Origin of the sequence: Salinibacterium sp. UTAS2018 (assembly GCF_004118935.1) — a bacterium.
GTDB lineage: Bacteria > Actinomycetota > Actinomycetes > Actinomycetales > Microbacteriaceae > Rhodoglobus.
The window spans coordinates 253,101-271,940 of sequence record NZ_CP035375.1; the positions used below are offsets into that span (position 1 = coordinate 253,101).

General features: G+C 62.5%; 18 protein-coding genes and 1 riboswitch. Of the genes, 17 read left to right on the forward strand and 1 reads right to left on the reverse strand.

Annotated features, from left to right (window positions below; translation table 11 throughout):
• Position 1 precedes the first annotated feature (1 nt).
• The 14 genes from ESZ53_RS14260 (at position 2) to der (ending at position 13,646) form a co-directional block, all read left to right on the forward strand.
• Positions 2–154 (forward strand): hypothetical protein, encoded by a 153-nt coding sequence (locus ESZ53_RS14260; RefSeq protein WP_168187157.1) that lies wholly within the window; start codon positions 2–4, stop codon positions 152–154.
• Positions 147–941 (forward strand): TlyA family RNA methyltransferase, encoded by a 795-nt coding sequence (locus ESZ53_RS01210; RefSeq protein WP_129071167.1) that lies wholly within the window; start codon positions 147–149, stop codon positions 939–941. Before ESZ53_RS14260 ends, ESZ53_RS01210 begins: the two co-directional genes overlap by 8 nt.
• A 54-nt stretch (positions 942–995) precedes the next feature.
• Positions 996–1,940, forward strand: a complete 945-nt coding sequence (locus ESZ53_RS01215; RefSeq protein ID WP_129071168.1) for an NAD kinase — start codon at positions 996–998, stop codon at positions 1,938–1,940.
• The gene (recN, locus tag ESZ53_RS01220) at positions 1,937–3,643 is read left to right on the forward strand and encodes a DNA repair protein RecN (RefSeq protein WP_129071169.1); all 1,707 of its coding nucleotides are present in this window, start codon (positions 1,937–1,939) and stop codon (positions 3,641–3,643) included. Before ESZ53_RS01215 ends, recN begins: the two co-directional genes overlap by 4 nt.
• Before the next feature lie 148 nt (positions 3,644–3,791).
• A complete protein-coding gene (locus ESZ53_RS01225; RefSeq protein ID WP_197132696.1) occupies positions 3,792–5,492 on the forward strand; it encodes a CTP synthase in 1,701 nt (566 codons plus the stop codon).
• Positions 5,482–6,126 (forward strand): NUDIX hydrolase, encoded by a 645-nt coding sequence (locus ESZ53_RS01230; RefSeq protein ID WP_129071170.1) that lies wholly within the window; start codon positions 5,482–5,484, stop codon positions 6,124–6,126. Before ESZ53_RS01225 ends, ESZ53_RS01230 begins: the two co-directional genes overlap by 11 nt.
• 23 nt (positions 6,127–6,149) lie before the next feature.
• The gene (locus tag ESZ53_RS01235; RefSeq protein ID WP_129071171.1) at positions 6,150–7,085 is read left to right on the forward strand and encodes a site-specific tyrosine recombinase XerD; all 936 of its coding nucleotides are present in this window, start codon (positions 6,150–6,152) and stop codon (positions 7,083–7,085) included.
• 150 nt (positions 7,086–7,235) lie between these two features.
• Positions 7,236–8,123, forward strand: coding sequence for a ParA family protein (locus ESZ53_RS01240; RefSeq protein ID WP_129071172.1), 888 nt, complete (start codon positions 7,236–7,238; stop codon positions 8,121–8,123).
• Positions 8,107–8,973, forward strand: a complete 867-nt coding sequence (locus ESZ53_RS01245; protein WP_129071173.1) for a ScpA family protein — start codon at positions 8,107–8,109, stop codon at positions 8,971–8,973. Before ESZ53_RS01240 ends, ESZ53_RS01245 begins: the two co-directional genes overlap by 17 nt.
• A complete protein-coding gene (locus ESZ53_RS01250; protein ID WP_129071174.1) occupies positions 8,963–9,601 on the forward strand; it encodes an SMC-Scp complex subunit ScpB in 639 nt (212 codons plus the stop codon). Before ESZ53_RS01245 ends, ESZ53_RS01250 begins: the two co-directional genes overlap by 11 nt.
• Positions 9,588–10,361 (forward strand): pseudouridine synthase, encoded by a 774-nt coding sequence (locus tag ESZ53_RS01255; RefSeq protein ID WP_129071175.1) that lies wholly within the window; start codon positions 9,588–9,590, stop codon positions 10,359–10,361. Before ESZ53_RS01250 ends, ESZ53_RS01255 begins: the two co-directional genes overlap by 14 nt.
• The gene (locus ESZ53_RS01260) at positions 10,358–11,440 is read left to right on the forward strand and encodes a prephenate dehydrogenase (RefSeq protein ID WP_129071176.1); all 1,083 of its coding nucleotides are present in this window, start codon (positions 10,358–10,360) and stop codon (positions 11,438–11,440) included. The genes ESZ53_RS01255 and ESZ53_RS01260 overlap by 4 nt, the downstream gene beginning before the upstream one ends.
• Entirely contained in the window at positions 11,437–12,111 is a 675-nt protein-coding gene (gene cmk, locus ESZ53_RS01265; RefSeq protein ID WP_129071177.1) for a (d)CMP kinase, read from the forward strand. The genes ESZ53_RS01260 and cmk overlap by 4 nt, the downstream gene beginning before the upstream one ends.
• A 14-nt stretch (positions 12,112–12,125) precedes the next feature.
• Positions 12,126–13,646: a ribosome biogenesis GTPase Der gene (gene der / locus ESZ53_RS01270; RefSeq protein ID WP_129071178.1), complete on the forward strand. Its 1,521-nt coding sequence runs from the start codon at positions 12,126–12,128 to the stop codon at positions 13,644–13,646.
• Between the two features lie 110 nt (positions 13,647–13,756).
• On the opposite strand, the gene ESZ53_RS01275 is transcribed toward der, so the two are convergent.
• Positions 13,757–15,292, reverse strand: coding sequence for an MDR family MFS transporter (locus ESZ53_RS01275; protein WP_129071179.1), 1,536 nt, complete (start codon positions 15,290–15,292; stop codon positions 13,757–13,759).
• A gap of 277 nt (positions 15,293–15,569) precedes the next feature.
• Positions 15,570–15,661, forward strand: a riboswitch (TPP riboswitch).
• On the opposite strand from ESZ53_RS01275, the gene thiM reads away from it, so the two are divergent.
• The 3 genes from thiM (at position 15,653) to ESZ53_RS01290 (ending at position 18,737) form a co-directional block, all read left to right on the forward strand.
• Positions 15,653–16,462 (forward strand): hydroxyethylthiazole kinase, encoded by an 810-nt coding sequence (gene thiM / locus ESZ53_RS01280; RefSeq protein WP_129071180.1) that lies wholly within the window; start codon positions 15,653–15,655, stop codon positions 16,460–16,462. Its footprint overlaps the riboswitch before it by 9 nt.
• Positions 16,459–17,175, forward strand: coding sequence for a thiamine phosphate synthase (gene thiE / locus ESZ53_RS01285; protein ID WP_129071181.1), 717 nt, complete (start codon positions 16,459–16,461; stop codon positions 17,173–17,175). Before thiM ends, thiE begins: the two co-directional genes overlap by 4 nt.
• Positions 17,172–18,737, forward strand: a complete 1,566-nt coding sequence (locus ESZ53_RS01290; protein WP_129071182.1) for a bifunctional hydroxymethylpyrimidine kinase/phosphomethylpyrimidine kinase — start codon at positions 17,172–17,174, stop codon at positions 18,735–18,737. Before thiE ends, ESZ53_RS01290 begins: the two co-directional genes overlap by 4 nt.
• Positions 18,738–18,840 lie beyond the last annotated feature (103 nt).

Sequence of the window (18,840 nt, forward strand, 5' to 3'; positions counted from 1 at the left end):
CATGGATGACGAATCGCCCGTTGACGGATTGATGTCACGGCTGAGCCTGATCGAGGATCAGCCGCTCGAAAGCCGCGCCGCCGCGTTCACTCAGATTCATGACCAGTTACAGCAGCAGCTCGAGGGCAAGGACGCGTTCTCGCGCAATGGCTAGTATGCGGCTCGATGCAGCACTGGCTGCCCGCGGACTCGCTCGTTCGCGCACCCACGCGGCGAAGCTGATTGCGGATAACCTCGTGACGGTTTCCGGTGTCGCCCTACCCAAAGCGTCCACGCCGGTCACTGACGAGCATGCGATTGACGTCGCCGAAACTGATCACTATGTGAGTCGCGCGGCGCACAAGCTTGTAGCGGGCCTTGACGCCTTCGGCATTGACGCGACTGACAAGCTCGCGCTCGATGTTGGCGCCTCGACGGGGGGATTCACCCAGGTTTTGCTCGAACGGGGTGCTCGCGAGGTTATTGCGCTCGATGTCGGGCACGGGCAGCTCGTCGACCTGATCCGCTCGGATGCCCGAGTGCGAGTGGTTGAGCGAGAGAACGCCCGCTATCTCACCGCTGAGTCGCTTGCAGAATTGAGCGGGACATCCGAAACTCCCACGCTCGTGGTCTCCGACCTCTCGTTCATTTCGCTGCGCACTGTTCTGCCCGCGTTTTATGCTGCGGTGGGGGAGAGCGCTGACTACGTGTTGCTCGTGAAGCCGCAGTTCGAGGTGGGGCGCACGAATATTCGCGAGGGAATTGTTCACGGCTCAGCCCTGCGCGATGAAGCGATCATGGGTGTCTTATGGGCCGCGTGGGACGTGGGGCTCGGTACTGCCGGTGTCATCTCCTCACCAATCGCCGGTAACGCGGGAAACCGTGAATATCTTGTGTGGTTGAGCGCGCGGTCAGGGAGCAATCCGACAGAATGGTTAACGCAGGTTTCTGCGATCGCTTAAAGCCGTCACCGCGCGGTGGCGTAAAGATCAATCACTACGAATGAGAGGTGCACGGTGCAGTCCGAGAACTCTCATGCTTCTGAGCGTCACATTTTGGTCATCGCTCACACGGGACGCGCCGAGTCCCTGACCGCCGCGATCTCGGTGTGCCGTCAACTCATTAGTGCGGGCATCGTTGTGGTCTTGGCCCCCGATAGCTACGAAACTATTTTGCACGCGGAGCCCGATCTCTCGCCCGTGCGCCGCCTCGGAAACGAGGTCGAAACCGGCGAACTCGAACTCGTCATCGTGCTCGGTGGCGATGGAACCATCCTTCGCGCCGCGGAACTGACGCGTGGCTGCAGCGCCCCGTTGCTCGGCGTGAATCTCGGCCACGTTGGATTCTTGGCCGAGAGCGAGCGAGAAGAGCTCACGTCGACAGTCGAACGTGCGCTGGCTCGTGATTACCTCGTTGAAGAGCGCATGACTCTTTCGGTGCGGGTGAAGGTCGACTCCGAGGTTGTCTACGAATCCTGGGCGCTCAACGAAGCGACGGTCGAAAAGGCCAGTCGCGAGCGGATGCTCGAAGTAGTCATCGAAGTCGATGGTCGCCCCCTTTCATCGTTTGGCTGCGACGGCGTAGTGATGTCGACGCCCACCGGCTCCACCGCCTATGCGTTTTCGGCGGGAGGCCCGGTTGTGTGGCCGAGTCTCGACGCTTTGCTGCTCGTGCCGCTGAGCGCTCACGCCCTTTTTGCTCGTCCGCTCGTTGTCGGCCCGGATTCTGCACTGGCCGTCGAAGTGCTCGGACGCAATATGGGCATTGGGGTTTTGTGGTGCGATGGTCGCCGTGCTTTCGACCTGCCTCGCGGTGCCCGCGTAGTTGTGCGTCGTTCCCCGGTGCCAGTGCGTCTTGCCCGCCTCTCACAGGGCCCGTTCACTGATCGTCTCGTGAAAAAATTTAACCTGCCTGTCAACGGTTGGCGTGGGCCAGCATCGGAGGAAGGAACCCACTCGTGATCGAAGAGATTTCCATCCGCGACCTCGGTGTTATCGCCTCGGCTCGACTGCCTTTGAGTCCGGGTTTCACCGCGCTCACGGGGGAGACCGGTGCCGGTAAGACAATGGTTGTGACGGCGCTCGGGCTGCTCCTGGGGGAGCGTGCCGACCCCACCTCGATTCGGGCGGAAAGCAACCAAGCTTCTGTCGAGGGCCGCTGGGTTATTGATCCGGCATCGGCTGTTGCCGACCGCGTGCGCGACGCCGGTGGTGACCTCGACGAAGGCGAACTTCTTCTCGTGCGCACGGTGGCTCGCGAAGGCCGCAGTCGCGCCGTGGTCGGTGGCCGCAGCGCCCCGGTTGGCGTGCTCACCGAACTTGGTGACCAGCTAGTTGTCGTGCACGGGCAGTCGGAACAAATTCGTCTCAAATCATCGACTGCGCAACGCAATGCGCTCGATCGCTTTGCTGGTGCGGAATTGGCGACTGTGCTCGAGCAGTATCAGGCCACGTTCCATCGGTGGCAGGCCGCTCAGGGCGAGCTCGACGTATTGATCGCGGAGAGCGACCTCCGCAGTCGTGAAGCGGACGAACTTCGTGTGGCTATCCAAGAAATCGAAGCGGCCGACGTGCGCCGTGGAGAAGACGTCGAACTTACCGAACGTGCCGATCGGCTCTCTAACCTCGAAGGCCTCCGGCTCGCGGCTGAAGGCGCTCACGCGGTGCTGTCGGCGGATGCGGCGGACGAGGGCTCCGATGTGGTGGCGTTGCTTGCCAGTGCCCAGCGAGGGCTCGAGCGAGTTGCTGAGCACGACGCGCAACTGGGGTCTATCGCCGAAGCGCTAGCGGCAGCATCCATTACTCTCGGCGAGATTTCGACCGATCTTTCGGGCTACCTTGCCGGTCTGGATGCCGATGGCAGCCGTGAACTGGAGCAGGTTGAAGAACGCCGCAGCCAGCTTTCTGCTCTCATCCGCAAGCACGGCGTGAGTCTCGACGATGTCGTCGATGTTCTTGATACCGGTAGCCAACGCCTTCTGGAGCTCGACAACGACTCCACCCGAATCGATGAATTGCGCGCGCAAGTTGAGGCCGATCAGAGCGAGCTCATCCAGCTCGCTTCAGGCGTCAGCGACGTGCGTACGACGAGTGCTGCGCGCCTCGCCTCCGAGGTGAGCAACGAACTTACGCATCTGGCAATGGCGAATGCCGAAATCGTTGTGACCGTCGAAGACCGCAGTGACTATTCGCTCAGCGGTAAGGACGAAGTCGCGATTCTGCTGCGCCCCCACCCCGGCGCACCTCCACGGCCACTCGGTAAGGGCGCCTCGGGGGGAGAGCTCTCGCGCGTCATGCTGGCGATCGAAGTTGTTATCGCCGGCAACGACCCCGTGCCCACCTTCATCTTCGATGAGGTGGATGCCGGCGTCGGCGGTGCTGCCGCCATCGAAATCGGCAAGCGACTGGCTCAGCTCAGCCGCACCGCCCAAGTGATTGTTGTCACCCACTTGGCACAGGTGGCCGCGTTTGCCGATAACCACCTCAGCGTCATTAAGGGCGATGATGGCTCGGTCACGGCATCCAGCGTTCACAAACTCGAAGGCGAGGCGCGCATCGCTGAGATGGCGCGGTTGCTCTCGGGGCTTCCTGATTCAGAATCCGGCCTCGCTCATGCGCGCGAACTGATTGAGACGGCACGCGAACTTGAGAATGCTGCGCCGTAGTCGCTGATTACTTCGCGGCACGGCGGCGAGGAACGGGCCCGCTTCGGGTGTGGATAACCTCAGCACGTTCGGCTCAAGCTGTTAAGCCGATAACGAAACGCCCTGAAGCGGCGACAAGATCGTCAGTCGTGGCATACGATAGAACCCCGTGGTGGACAATCAAAACGCGGTCGTAACAAAGCACATCTTCGTCACCGGAGGAGTCGTCTCTTCTCTCGGTAAAGGCCTCACGGCGGCGAGTCTCGGTAACCTGCTGACAGCACGCGGGCTCCGCGTCGTCATGCAGAAGCTGGATCCCTATCTGAACGTGGATCCCGGCACGATGAACCCCTTCCAGCACGGTGAAGTTTTCGTCACCGATGATGGTGCCGAAACCGACCTCGACATCGGTCACTACGAGCGCTTTCTCGACATCAAGCTCAACCAGGCAGCCAATGTCACGACGGGCCAGATCTACTCCGAAGTGATCGCCAAAGAGCGCCGCGGTGAGTACCTCGGTGATACCGTGCAGGTCATCCCGCACATCACCGACGAAATCAAGCGCCGCATGCGCCTGCAGGCCGCTGGCCCGTTCGACGACTCGAACCCGCAGCCTGACGTGATTATCACCGAAATCGGTGGAACCGTCGGCGACATTGAGAGCCTTCCGTTCATCGAGTCGGCTCGCCAAGTGCGCCACGAACTGGGTCGCAAAAACGTATTCTTCGTTCACGTGTCGCTCGTGCCTTTCATGGCTGCGTCCGGTGAGCAGAAAACCAAGCCCACGCAGCACTCCGTGGCAGCCCTGCGCTCGATCGGCATCCAGCCCGATGCTCTCGTACTGCGCAGCGACCGCCCCGTCTCCGAGTCGAACAAGCGCAAGATCGCGCTCATGTGTGACGTTGAAGAAGACGCCGTCGTCAACGCCACCGATGCGGCCAGCATCTACGACATCCCCGAAATGCTGCACAGCCAGGGACTCGACGCTTACATCATCGATCAACTCGGGCTCGAAGCCGACTCGGTCAACTGGGATGGCTGGAGCGAACTTCTCGAAGCCGTTCACCACCCCAAGCACGAGACCACGATCGGTCTCGTCGGTAAGTACATCGACCTGCCCGACGCCTACCTCTCGGTCACCGAAGCACTGCGTGCCGGAGGCTTCGCGAACAGCGCCAAGGTCAACATCCGCTGGGTTCCCTCCGACGAATGTGAAACGCCCGAAGGTGCAGCCAAGCACCTAGGCGATCTCGACGGCATCATCGTTCCCGGTGGTTTCGGCGTGCGCGGAATCGAGGGCAAGCTTGGCGCCCTCAAGTTCGTTCGTGAGAACGGCATCCCGGCCCTCGGCATTTGCCTTGGCCTGCAGTGCATGGTGATCGAATACGCTCGCGACATGGCCGGCCTCGAAGGCGCGTCATCCACCGAGTTCGATACCGACACGAAGTACCCCGTTATCGCCACCATGGCCGAGCAGGTGGACATCATCGCTGGGGGAGACATGGGCGGCACGATGCGCCTCGGCCTCTACAACGCTGATCTCGAACCCGGTTCGATCGTCGAAGAGATCTATGGCGCACCGACCGCGGCCGAGCGCCACCGTCACCGCTACGAAGTAAACAACGAATACCGCCAGCAGATTGCGGATGCGGGACTGAAGTTCTCCGGAATCTCGCCCGACCGCACCCTGGTTGAGTTCGTCGAGCTGCCGCGCGAAGTTCACCCCTACTACGTGGGAACTCAGGCACACCCTGAACTTCTCTCGCGCCCCAACCACGCGCATCCGCTCTTCCGCGGCCTCATTGCCGCAGCGATTGAGCGCCAAAAGTCCAACCGCCTCTTCGAGGTGACCGAGCAGGATGATGCATAACGACCCCAGCAATGAGCTGAGCGACGACCGCGTCACTCCCGAGCTTCTCGGCAGCGAAACGGTGTTCGCGGGGCGGGTGTGGAACGTGGACCGCGAGCGTTTTCAGCTCGACGGCTCCGCGATCACGCGCGAGTTTGTGAACCACACCGGCGCCGTTGCGGTGCTGGCCATGGATGAGCGTGACCGCGTTTTGCTGATCAAGCAGTACCGGCATCCGGTGCGCTTGCGTGATTGGGAACTGCCCGCAGGCTTGCTCGACGTGTTCAACGAGTCGCCGCTCATTGCGGCTCAACGCGAGCTGGCTGAGGAAACTGACCTGCAGGCTGAGTCGTGGCACGTGCTCAGCGAAATGCTGACCTCGCCGGGCGGCAGCAATGAGGCGGTGCGCATCTACCTCGCGCGCGGAGTGAGTGCGACCGGCGACGTGTTTGAGCGCTACGCCGAAGAGGCCGGCATTGAGCTTCGCTGGGTGCCGCTCGATGAGGCCGTGGAAGCGGTGCTGCAGCGTCGCGTGCAGAACTCGATCCTGTGCGTCGGGGTCATGGCGGCGCAATTGGGGCGCGACCGGGGCTGGAACACGCTCGGCGACGCCAACGCGCCGTGGCCGCGGCATCCGCGTAACTACGCTGAATAGCCCCTCGCGGTAGGTTGAGCGACATGACCGAGCCGACGCCTCCCGTAGCGAAGAGCGCGATTGCCGTGGCCGCAGAGCGCTATCTGCGGCATCTTGCGATTGAGCGCGGGCTCTCGGCGAACACTCTCGCGGCCTATCGTCGCGACCTCGACACCTATCTCGGATTCTTGAGCGCTCGGGGCCTTGTCACGCCCGCTGCTGTGGGGGCGGATGACGTCACCGCTTTCGCGCACAGCTTGCGAGCCGACACCGAGCGACCGCTCGCGGCGTCGTCGGTCGCGCGCATGCTGTCGACAGTGCGCGGGCTGCATACCTTTTTTGTCGATGAATCGCTTGCCGTGGAGGATGTCGCTCACACGGTCGCGATTCCGAAGCAGCCGATGCGGTTGCCCAAGGCCATCACCATTGAACAAATGACGGCGGTGCTGGGGGCATTTCCCGGCGACGAGATCATCTCGCTGCGCAACACCGCGCTACTGGAGCTGCTGTACGCCACGGGAGCGCGTGTCTCGGAGGTCACCGCGCTCAACGTCGACGACATGATCGATGGCGACATTGTGCGCCTGCTGGGTAAGGGCAACAAGCAGCGCATCGTTCCGGTCGGCAGCTTTGCGCAAGCGGCGATCGAGAAGTATCTTGTGCGCGCTCGTCCCGTGCTGTCAGCCAAGGGCGCATCCACGCCCGCGTTGTTTTTGGGAGCGCGCGGCGCCCGGCTATCGCGTCAGAACGTGTGGTTGATCATCCAGTCCGCGGCAGAACGAGCCGAGCTGGGAATCGACATCTCTCCGCACACTTTCCGACACTCGTTTGCAACGCACTTGCTGTCGGGAGGAGCCGACGTGCGGGTAGTGCAGGAGTTGCTGGGGCACTCCTCGGTCGCCACCACGCAGATTTACACGATGGTCACCGCTGACACCTTGCGCGACATGTACACGACCGCGCACCCACGCGCCCGGTAGCGGGGTAGCGAGGCGGCGGAGTAGCGGCGAGCCCGGTGTGTTGGTTGGGCGTGTCGCGCTCTCAAACCTTCAACCTTTGGTAGAGGCGACCCTGTCGTGTCCGCGCGTGGGAGAACCGGCTGCAACGAAAGCGCGACGTAAACTTTTAGCATGACAAAACAGCGTGAGAACGAATCGACGCTGGCAGGGTTGGATGTTCCGGCAATGGGCCCAACCGGCCGCCCGATCACCAACTTTCCGGAACCCCCGCCGCTCGACGGCCACGGGCCCGCACGCATCATTTCTCTGTGCAACCAGAAGGGTGGCGTCGGCAAAACAACGACCACTATCAACCTCGGCGCTTCATTCGCTGAGTATGGTCGCCGCGTTCTCGCCATCGACTTTGACCCGCAGGGTGCGCTCTCTGCTGGCCTCGGTGTTCCGACGCACGATGTGCCCACGATTTACGACCTGTTGCTCGGCTCCATCAAGAATCCGGCCGAAGCGATTGTTCACACGAACGTTCCCGGCCTCGACGTCATCCCGGCCAACATCGACCTCTCGGCCGCTGAGGTGCACCTCGTCAATGAGGTCGCTCGCGAAACTATCTTGGCCCGCGTTCTTCGCAAGGTTAGTGACGACTACGACGTCATCCTGATCGACTGCCAGCCCTCACTCGGCTTGCTCACTGTCAACGCGCTTACGGCCGCCCACGGCGTGCTTATCCCGCTGGAGTGCGAGTTCTTCGCCCTGCGCGGTGTCGCTCTGCTCGTGGAGACGATCGAAAAGGTTCAGGATCGGCTCAACCCGGCGATCAAGCTCGACGGCATCTTGGCCACCATGTTCGACGCTCGCACCCTCCACTCGCGTGAAGTACTCGAGCGCGTTGTCGAAAACTTCGGTGACGATGTTCTTGAGACCGTCATTGGTCGCACGGTGAAGTTCCCGGATGCCAGCGTTGCCGGAGCCCCCATCACAACTTTCGCCCCCGACCACTCAGCGGCACACTCGTACCGCCAAGTGGCGCGAGAGCTGATTGCCCGTGGCGCCGTCGCCTAGCGGCGTCGAGGCGCCTTCGGCACACGGCGCCGACGAAATCGAGACTCCCGCAGAAGGATTCTCGGTTTCTCTCAGCAACTTCAACGGTCCTTTCGACCTGCTGCTCTCGCTCATCACCAAACACGAACTCGACATCACCGAGGTCTCGCTCTCGAGGATCACTGACGAGTTCATCGCGTACCTCCGTAATTTTCAGTCGCCCGATGGCTCGGATGACATCGACGAACTCGATCAGGCCAGCGAATTCTTGGTGGTTGCTGCCACGCTGCTCGACCTGAAGGTGGCGGGACTCCTGCCTCAGGGGGAGCTCGTAGACGCCGAAGACTTTGCCCTTCTTGAAGCGCGTGACCTGCTTTTCGCTCGCCTGTTGCAGTACCGCGCCTTCAAGCAGGCCAGTGACTGGTTTGGCTCGCACTTTGAGGTTGAAGCCACGCGGACGGTTCGGTCAGTTCGTTTGGAGGAGAAGTACCGCACTCAAACTCCCGAGCTCGTGTGGACCCTCAGCCTCGATGATTTTGCTGCCCTCGCGACGCTGGCGTTCACGCCGCGAGAGATTCCGAGCGTGGGGCTCGACCATTTGCACGCCCCGCTCATCAGCATCCGAGAGCAGGCGGCGCACGTCGTCGCGCTGTTGCGCGCGGGGGAGCCGATGACGTTCCGTCAGCTCATCGCCGGCGCCGAGCTCAAGGGCGTGGTCATTGCCCGCTTCTTGGCGGTGCTGGAGCTGTATCGCGGCTCGAACGTGGCGTTCGAGCAGATCGAACCCTTGGGCGAACTCACCGTCCGTTGGACAGCGGAACACTGGTCAGACGATAGCCTCGCTAATCTGGGAGCTGATTATGGAAACTGACACCGCGACGACTGAAAATCTGCCCACCGAGCAGCCCGACACCGAGCCGACAGCAGAAGAACTCGCCGCCGGCCCCGTTGTTGATCTCGCTCGCGGCCTTGAAGCGATCTTTATGGTGGCCGATCAGCCGCAAAGCATCGTGAGCCTGGCGACCGCGCTGAACGCTCCCGTGGCCGCGATCCGCCAGACGATCACCGCGCTGCGGGCTGATTTTGACGGCGAAGGCGCGGGCCCCCGTCGTGGTTTTGAGCTTCGCGAAGTGGGCGGTGGCTGGCGCATCTACGTGCGCGCCGACTACGACGCGGCGGTGCGAGACTTCGTTTATACGCAGAATCCGTCGCGCTTGAGTCAGGCCGCGTTGGAGACTCTCGCAGTGATTGCGTACAAGCAACCGATCAGTCGTGGGGCAATTGCTGCCGTGCGCGCGGTGAATGTTGACTCAGTAGTGCGTACACTGCTGAGCCGAGGACTTATTACGGAGGCGTTTACCGACAACGAGACGGGCGCCATCCATTACGAAACAACGGAGCTCATGCTCGTGCAATTGGGGATCAACTCCATTGCCGAATTGCCTCCCATCTCGCCACTTTTATCTGATGGTTCGGACGGTTTTGATGAACAACGCTAATGGCGCAGGCGCCACTCACCCCGAGGGCGAACGCCTTCAAAAAGTAATGGCCGCGGCAGGAGTTGCCTCCCGCCGGGTGTCAGAAGATTTGATCTACCAGGGCCGTGTTGCGGTCAATGGCAAGGTTGTCGAAGAAGCTGGTCGCCGCGTCAAGCCGACCGACCGCGTCACGGTGGATGGCTCAGCCATTCAGCTCGACACCACCAAGCGCTACGTCATGCTCAATAAGCCTGTTGGCGTCGTGAGCTCTATGGCAGACGAGGGCGGTCGCGCCGACCTGCAGCAGTTCACCGGCAACTACGACGAGCGACTCTTCAACGTGGGCCGTCTCGACGTGCAGACGTCTGGACTCATCGTGCTTACCAACGACGGCGAACTCGCGCACGTGCTCGCGCATCCCTCGTTCGGTGTTACGAAGACCTACATTGCCAAGGTTGAAGGTGTAGTGAGCGCTCAAACAGTCTCGCAACTCACCAAGGGCATCGAGCTCGAAGACGGAGTGATCGCCGCCGACAAGGCTCGCGTCATCGGCCGCGCCGTGAACGACGAGTCCATGATTGAGCTCACCCTTCACTCGGGCCGCAACCGCATCGTGCGACGGATGATGGAGGCCGCTGGCCACCCCGTTGTCGAACTCGTTCGTCGCCAGTTCGGTCCGCTCAACCTCGGAAGTCTTGGAGTGGGCAAGACTCGTAACCTCACCAAGGTGGAGCTGGGTGCGGTTTTGACGATCGCCCGTGACGCCGAGGAGCGCTCGTGAATCTAGGCCGCATCACCGGGCAAGTTCGCATCGTTGGTGCGGGGCTGCTCGGTGCCAGCATCGGCCACGGCTTGCGGGCCAAGGGTGTAGACGTGATTCTGCACGATGCGTCGCGCAGTAACGCGACGCTCGCCATCGACTACGGCGCTGGTCGTGCACCGCAGGCGGACGATAAGCCCACGCTCGTGATCGTGGCGGTTCCGCCCGACGTCACGGCAGAGGTTGTCGCGCGCGAACTCATGGCGTGGCCGCAAGCCACGGTGACGGATGTCGCGAGCGTCGCGGTATCCGTGTTGGACGAGCTCATCGCCCTCGGTGTCGATCTTGATCGTTTTGTTGGTTCTCATCCGCTAGCGGGACGCGAACGTGGTGGCGCTATTTCGGCGCGCGCCGACCTGTTTATTGGTCGCCCCTGGGTGATTGGCCGTGGGACGCCATTTAACCGTCGAGCGGTCGAAGATCTCGTGATCGAGCTGGGCGCGATTCCGGTGCTGATGTCGGCATCGGAGCACGATGATGCGGTGGCTTTGGTCTCGCATGTGCCGCAGATCGTCTCCAGTCTGCTTGCTCACCGTTTGGCCGACGCTTCCGACGAGGCTGTAGGCCTCGCCGGTCAGGGGCTGCGCGACACAACTCGCATTGCTTCAAGTGCCCCGGAACTGTGGGTTCAGATTTTGAGCGCGAATGCTGGCCCCGTCGCAGAGATTCTTCGGGAACTGCAGAGCGAACTCAGCGGCGCGATCACCGCCCTTGAAAATCCGGATGCACCGGGTTCACGCCGCGCTCTCGCCGAAGTGCTGGCAGGTGGTAATGCTGGAGTGGCACGAATTCCCGGCAAGCACGGAACGAGCAAGAGCTTTAGCCAACTCGTCGTGATGGTGGATGACAAGCCCGGTGAGCTTGCCCGCCTACTCACCGAAATCGGCGAGGCCGATGTCAACATGGAAGACTTGAGGCTGGAACACTCACCCGGCGCACAATTTGGTCTGGCTGAGATCTCGGTACTGCCGGAGAAAAAAAGCACATTGGCCCGCGAGCTCTCGTCTCGCGGTTGGAAGATTGCAGGGGCTTTCGCGTGAATAAGAATCCGTCGTTTGTTGTTGTGGCTGTGGATGGCCCCGCTGGCAGCGGAAAGTCGAGTGTGTCTAAGGCCACCGCTCGCGAACTTGGTTTTGACTATCTCGACACCGGTGCCGCGTACCGCGGTTTCGCGCTGCACTGCCTCGAGCGCGGTGTAGACACCCTGGGCCCCAGTGACGTAATCGAAACGCTCCCGCGGTTCGAGTACTCCATCGGTATCGACCCCGACAACTACTTTGTGAAGGTCGACTCGGAGATCGTGACCAACGACATCCGCGAACCTCGTATCACCGGGGTTGTCTCGAACATCGCCCGGGTTCCCGAGGTGCGTCAGTACATGGTCGACCTGTTCCGCAGCATCATTGCCGGCAGCGAAAAACCCGGAATTGTGGTCGAAGGACGAGACATCACGACGGTGGTGGCACCGGATGCTCAAGCGCGAATTCTGCTCACAGCCAGCGAAGAAGCTAGGATGGAACGTCGTGCGGCTGAACTCTCCGGAGAATCGAGCGCGACAACGGCGCAACAACTCAGTTATCGAGATGCGCAGGACTCCAAAGTCGTGGACTTCATGAACGCCGCCGATGGAGTCATCACCATTGACTCCACCAATCTTGACTTCGATCAAACCGTGACGGCCGTCGCGAGTTTCGTTCGCTCCAGTATGTAAACAAAGGACTACCCATGGCCGATCATTCGCCCGCCGCAGACGATTTTCCCGAGCTGAACCCGGATCTCGTCGAGCGACTTTCCGGCATGGACGAAGAAGAGGCTGCCCAGCGCACCTCCGCCCTTCGCGCCGGATTGAGCGACTACGACCTCGACGACGATGACATTCAGGTTCTGGATTCTGCATCCGACGACCCGGATGCCATCTACTACCTTCCCGCTTTGCCCGTTCTCGCGATCGTTGGTCGCCCGAACGTCGGCAAGTCGGCTCTCGTTAACCGAATCATCGGTCGTCGTGAAGCCGTTGTCGAGGACACCCCCGGTGTTACTCGCGACCGCGTGAACTACAAGGCCGAGTGGAACAACCGTCACTTCACGATCGTGGACACCGGTGGGTGGGAGCCCGACGCTAAGGGCATCGACGCTTCGGTTGCTGCCCAGGCTGAGATCGCTATCGACCTCGCCGACGCTGTTCTCTTCGTAGTGGATGCCACGGTTGGCCCCACCTCGACCGACGAGCACGTTGTGCGCATGCTTCGCGCCACTAACAAGCCCGTGATTTTGGTTGCCAACAAGGTTGACGACGTTCATCAGGAATCGGATGCCGCGTCGCTCTGGAGCCTCGGCCTCGGTCAGCCGTGGCCGTCATCCGCCGTTCACGGCCGCGGTGTTGCTGACCTTCTCGACCACGTGCTCACGGTGCTGCCGAAGATCTCGAATGTAGCCAAGGAAGAAGTGGGTGGCCCGCGCCGCGTTGCTATCCTCGGTCGCCCGAACGTGGGCAAGTCGAGCCTTCTCAACAAGACCGCCGGTGAAGAGCGCGTTGTTGTCAACGAACTCGCGGGCACGACTCGCGACCCGGTCGACGAGCAGATCGAGCTCGGCGGAAAGTTCTGGCGCTTCGTCGACACCGCCGGCATCCGCCGTCGTGTTGCTCTTGCCCAGGGTGCAGATTTCTACGCCACGCTGCGCACGAGTGCCGCACTGGAAAAGGCTGAAGTTGCCGTTGTGATCTTCGACGTGAGCCAGCCGCTCAGCGTTCAAGACCTCAAGATTGTTGACCTCGTGCTCGAATCGGGCCGTGCGCTCGTTCTGGCCTTCAACAAGTGGGACCTTCTCGACGACGAACGTCGCGACCTGCTCGAGCGTGAAATCGACAAGGACCTCGCGCACGTTGCGTGGGCTCCTCGCGTAAACATCTCGGCCAAGACCGGTCGTCACATGGAGAAGCTGGTTCCGGCTCTCGAGCTGGCGTTGGAGTCGTGGGATACCCGCATTGCGACCGGTAAGTTCAACGCGCTTCTGGCTGAACTCACGCAGGAGCACCCTCACCCGCTTCGTGGTGGCAAGCAGCCGCGCATCCTCTTTGGTACGCAGGCATCGAGCCGCCCGCCAACGTTCGTGCTCTTCACGACCGGATTCTTGGACCCGCAGTACCGTCGATTCATTACGCGTCGACTGCGCGAGATCTTCGGCTTCGATGGCAGCCCCATCCAGGTCAACATGCGTGTGCGTGAGAAGCGCAAGCGCAAGTAGGTTCGGCGTAACGACTAAACGGCGAGTCATTCTCCTGGGAGAGTGACTCGCCGTTTGGCGTTAACCAGCGCGTGAGCGGATGCCGGTGGGCTGCCGCTCACGCTCGAGCGTTAGTGTGCGACCGGTGCGACGTTCGCGTCGGCATCCGCCTCGGCGTCAACCTCGGCGTCGTTGCGCTTGACGAAGAACGTGGCGACGATCGCGAACAGCGAGATGATTCCGCCGGCCATGAAGGCGAGACGAACGCCCCCGGCGAGAGCCTCGGTATCGGGTGCCCCTTCGGCGGCCAGCGCGACGGACTGCACGGTGAGCAGCGCGATGAACAGCGCGGTACCGGCGGCGCCCGCGAGCTGCTGCACAGTGCCGATGGTGGCGCTTCCGTGTGAGTACAGATGCGGCTTGAGGCTGCCCAGTGCCGACGTGAAGAGCGGCGTGAACATGAAGGCCAGGCCAATGCTCATGGGAACGTGAATGGCGACGACCATGAACGGCGAGCTGTTCTCCGAGAGCATCGTGAAGCTCCAGAGGGCGGCGCTCACGACGATGGCACCGGGGATCATGAGCGGGCGCGGGCCAACTTTGTCGTAGAGGCGGCCCACAATCGGTCCGAGAATTCCCATCATGAGGCTACCGGGCAGCACGAGAAGGCCACTCTGGATGGGCTCGAGGCCGAGCACGTCTTGAGTGAACATGGGGAGCAGGATGATGGTGCCGAACAGGGCGGCCATCATGACCATCATGAGGCCGATCGAGATCGCGAACCCGGGGGCGGCGAAAGTGCGAAGGTCGAGCAGTGCACTGTCGGTCTTCTGCAGCGTGAGCTGGCGCATGATGAATAGCGCGAGGCTGATGGCTCCGGCAGCGATGGGGATAGCGGGGGCAACCAGCACCTCTCCGCTGGCTGATTCGCCGAGGCTGGAGAGGCCGTAGATGAGTCCCGCAAAGGCGACGGCGGAGAGGATGACCGAGGGTACATCGATCGACACCTTGCGGGGATCCGTGACGTTGCGCACCTTGGTGATGCCGAGGATGAGTGCGGTGACCGAGATGGGGATCATGACGATGAAAACCCAGCGCCAGTCGAAGACGGCCAGGACGAGACCGGCGACGGTCGGGCCGACGGCGGGAGCCATCGACATGACGATCGAGACGTTACCCATCGTCTTACCGCGGGTGGCCGGGGGGACGAGAGTCATGACGGTGGTCATGAGAAGCGGCAGCATGATGGCCGTACCCGAGGCTTGAACGACGCGACCGACGATGAGGATCGCGAAGGTGGGGGCGATCGCGCCCAGAAGTGTGCCCGCGGTGAAGAGCGTCATGGCAGCGATGAAGATGCTGCGGGTCGTGAAGCGTTGGATAAGGAATCCGGTAATCGGAATCACTACCGCCATCGTAAGCATGAACGACGTTGACAACCACTGCGCGGTGCTCGGCTCGATCTTGAGGTCTTCCATGATGCGGGGGATGGCAACGACGAGCGACGTCTCGTTGAGGAACACCACGAAGGTTGCCGCGAGCATGAGCGCGATGACGAGACGGTTGCGACCGCTGTTGTCGACGGCGCCCGCCGCAGAGCTCGACGATGAGCTCGCTCCGGGTGGGGCGAGGGGAATACTGCCGGTAATCGGCGCGGTGCTGGTCATGAAAATCCTGTCGTGTCTCAAGCGGTAGGACGAAGCAGCAGCCGGGGTCGAAAGGGCGCACAAATCAGTCGTCATCTTTATTCTTGCTCAGTGCAACGACATCCGACAGCAAAATAATCCCGATTGCGTGGAGTCGGCGGCAAACCGGCTCACGGCGCGGCGGATGCGGGGCATAAGCAGGCGGTATGCGGGTGGGAAGTGGTCCAGGAGTGGGCTACTGAGGTGGGCGCAGTACCACTGCCCGAGGATCCGCGTGAACCGCTATCGTGGAGGCACAACTTGTGACACGGGGTGCCCTGCGGGGCTGAGAACACACCCGTCGAACCTGATCTAGTTAGAACTAGCGAAGGGATGTCGTGCATGTCGCGTACGCCACCAAACTTTTTGACCGCCACCCAAGACGCGCTCGAGGCGGTGAGATCGACATCGCCGCTCGTGCAGTGCATCACCAATAGTGTGGTGGTGGGCTTCACCGCTAACGCTCTGCTCGCTGTCGGAGCGGCGCCGGCCATGGTGGATATTCCGGAAGAAGCCGGTATGTTCGCGGGGGTGGCGTCCGGAGTGCTCATCAATCTCGGTACCTGTCGTGAAGAGCAGCGCGCCGCGGCGCTGGAGGCAGCACCGGCCGCCAACGCTGCGGGAACGCCGTGGGTTCTCGACCCCGTGGCTATCGGTGCTCTGCCCGTGCGGACTCCGTTGGCGTATCGACTGCGTGATCTGGGGCCGTCGATTGTGCGGGGCAATGCCTCCGAGATTTTGGCGCTCGCCGAGCTTGGTGCCGGCGGCCGGGGTGTCGACAGCACGAGCAGTGTGGATGCCGCACTCACCGCCGCGCAGATGCTCGCGCGGGTGACCGGCGGCGCTGTCGCGGTATCGGGAGCGACTGACCTCGTGACCGATGGCGTGAGTGTTGTGCGACTGACCAACGGGCATCCGGTGCTGACGAAGGTGACGGGTGGCGGCTGTGCTCTTGGAGCGATCATGGCGGCGTTTGCGGCGGTGACTCCGGATGCGTTGACCGCGGCAGTAGCGGCGACGAGCGTGTACACGGTAGCGGCTGATCTCGCGGCAGAGCGTTCGGCATTGCCGGGAAGCTTCGCTGTGGCTCTGCTGGACGCACTGAGCGAAGTGTCAGTAGACGACATTGCAGAACGGGCGGTGATCGCGTGAGCGGCGTGCGAGAGAACGGGAGAGCGGTAGGCAACGGTTTTCGCGAGAGCTTCGACCTCTCGACCTATCTCGTGACGGACTCAGCCCAGGCCCGCGCGGCCGGACATGACCTTGTCGACCTCGTCTATGAGGCCGTCGCCGGGGGAGTCACCGTCGTGCAGATTCGCGAGAAGGACACTCCCGCCCACGAATTTCTCGACATCGTCCTGAGGGTTTCCACTGCTGTGGCCCGAAAGGTGCCCGTGCTCGTCAATGACCGTGTCGACGTGTACCTGGCGGCCCGCGAGATGGGTGCCAAAGTGGCCGGAGTGCATGTGGGGCAGAACGACTTGCCCGTGTCATCAGTTCGAGCCCTTGTCGGGCCGGATGCCATTGTCGGATTGAGCGCTTCTACCGAGGACCAGCTGTTTGCGGCGGGGGTGCGCTCGGCCGGGGTGGACTACGTCGGCATTGGTGCGCTGAACCCGACGACGACCAAGAAGGATGCTCCGGATGCTCTGGGACATGCCCGCATGGCCGAGCTCGTCGCAGTCAGCAAACTGCCGACTGTTGCTATTGGCGGTATTGGGCTTGAGGATCTTCCGTTGTTACGGGCCGCTGGTGCTGACGGTGCTGCGGTGGTGTCCGCTATTTGTGGGGCGGCCGATCCGCGAGAAGCAGCACGGGCGCTCGCCGCAGCGTGGGCTGGAGTTCGAGCGGGGGAGACGGCGTGAGTGACGTTGCGGGTATGGGAGAGAACGTGAGTGTGAGTTCAGGCGTTGGTGCGGGTGCAGGTGCTGATACGAGTGGCGTGCGCGTACCGCGAGTACTGAGCATCGCCGGAAGCGATCCTTCGGGTGGGGCCGGCATCCAGGCTGACCTCAAGTCGATCGCGGCCAATGGCGGCTACGGCATGGCGGCGATCACGGCGCTGACGGCCCAGAACACGCAGGGCGTGAGTGGCGTGCATGTGCCGCCGGCCTCGTTTCTGAAAGAGCAGTTGGATGCCGTCAGTGACGACGTCACGATCGATGCGGTGAAGATTGGGATGCTTGGCACTCCCGAGGTCGTCGCTGTCGTGCAGCAGTGGCTGGCGCGGGTGAAGCCACCGCTCATTGTGCTCGACCCAGTGATGGTCGCCACGAGTGGGGATCGCCTGCTGGATACCGAAGCTGAGCTGGCGCTGCGCGAACTCGTGCGGGTCAGCGATCTGGTGACGCCGAACATTCCCGAGCTCGCGATTATTGCGGGAGAGCCTGCCGCCGAGACCTGGGACGAGGTGCTGGCGCAGGCGGGGCGAGTCTCTGCCTCCTACGGGGTGCGCGTACTAGCCAAGGGTGGTCACTTGAGCGGAGCTGAGGCTCCGGATGCGCTCGTGGATGCTCGTTTCGGGAACGAACCGGTCGTGACTGAGTTTGCCGGCATCCGTCTAGAGACCACGAACACGCACGGAACGGGCTGTTCGCTCTCGAGTGCGCTCGCGACGCGCATTGCGGCGACCGGCGATTGGGCTGCCGCGGTGGGGGAATCGAAGCGGTGGTTGAGCGAGAGCATCCGTGCCGGTGCAGCGCTACAGGTGGGCGGTGGGCATGGGCCCGTCAACCACTTTGCGGGGCTGTGGGCTCGCGGGGGCGTAGAGACGGCGCCAACGGCGGCAGAGGTGCGGGAGCACTGGTGGGCTGAGATTGCGGGCATCCGCGCTCAGATCGACAACGGTGACTTTGTGCGGGCGCTGGGGGATGGTTCCCTCGAGCGGGGCGACTTTGTCTGGTACCTGGCTCAGGATGCGCTTTACCTGCGCGACTATGCGCGGGCGCTCGCCGAAGCCGCCCGGCTGGCACCTACCGCTGCGGAGCAAGCCTTCTGGGCATCGAGTGCCGAGGGCTGCATCGTGACGGAACTGCAGTTGCACGAGTCATGGTCTCCTTCCGGTGAGGTATTTGCTGCTTCGCCCAGTGCGACCACCACCGGGTACCTCAACCACCTGCTGGCGACAGCTGCCCGCGGTGACTACGCCGTGCTCGCTGCCGCCCTTCTGCCCTGTTTCTGGGTGTACCACGACGTCGGTTCGCGCCTGCACCCGCTCGCGCACGCCGAGCACCCCTACGCCGACTGGTTGACCACCTATGCCGATGACGCGTTCACGGATGCCACGGAGCAGGCCATCACGATAGTGACGGCGCTCGCCGCAGACGCCACCCCGCCAGTTCGGGATGCGATGCTGGGCGCTTTCGTGGCGTCAACGGAGCATGAACGCGAGTTCTTCGCTGCCGCGCACGGGGTTACCGCGAATTGATTTCGCGCTCGTCGGCGCTTTGACCCCCAATGTGAACACGAGCCCTCAAATTCCGCGTTAGGATAGTGGAGTTGTCGCGGGCTGTAGCGCAGCTTGGTAGCGC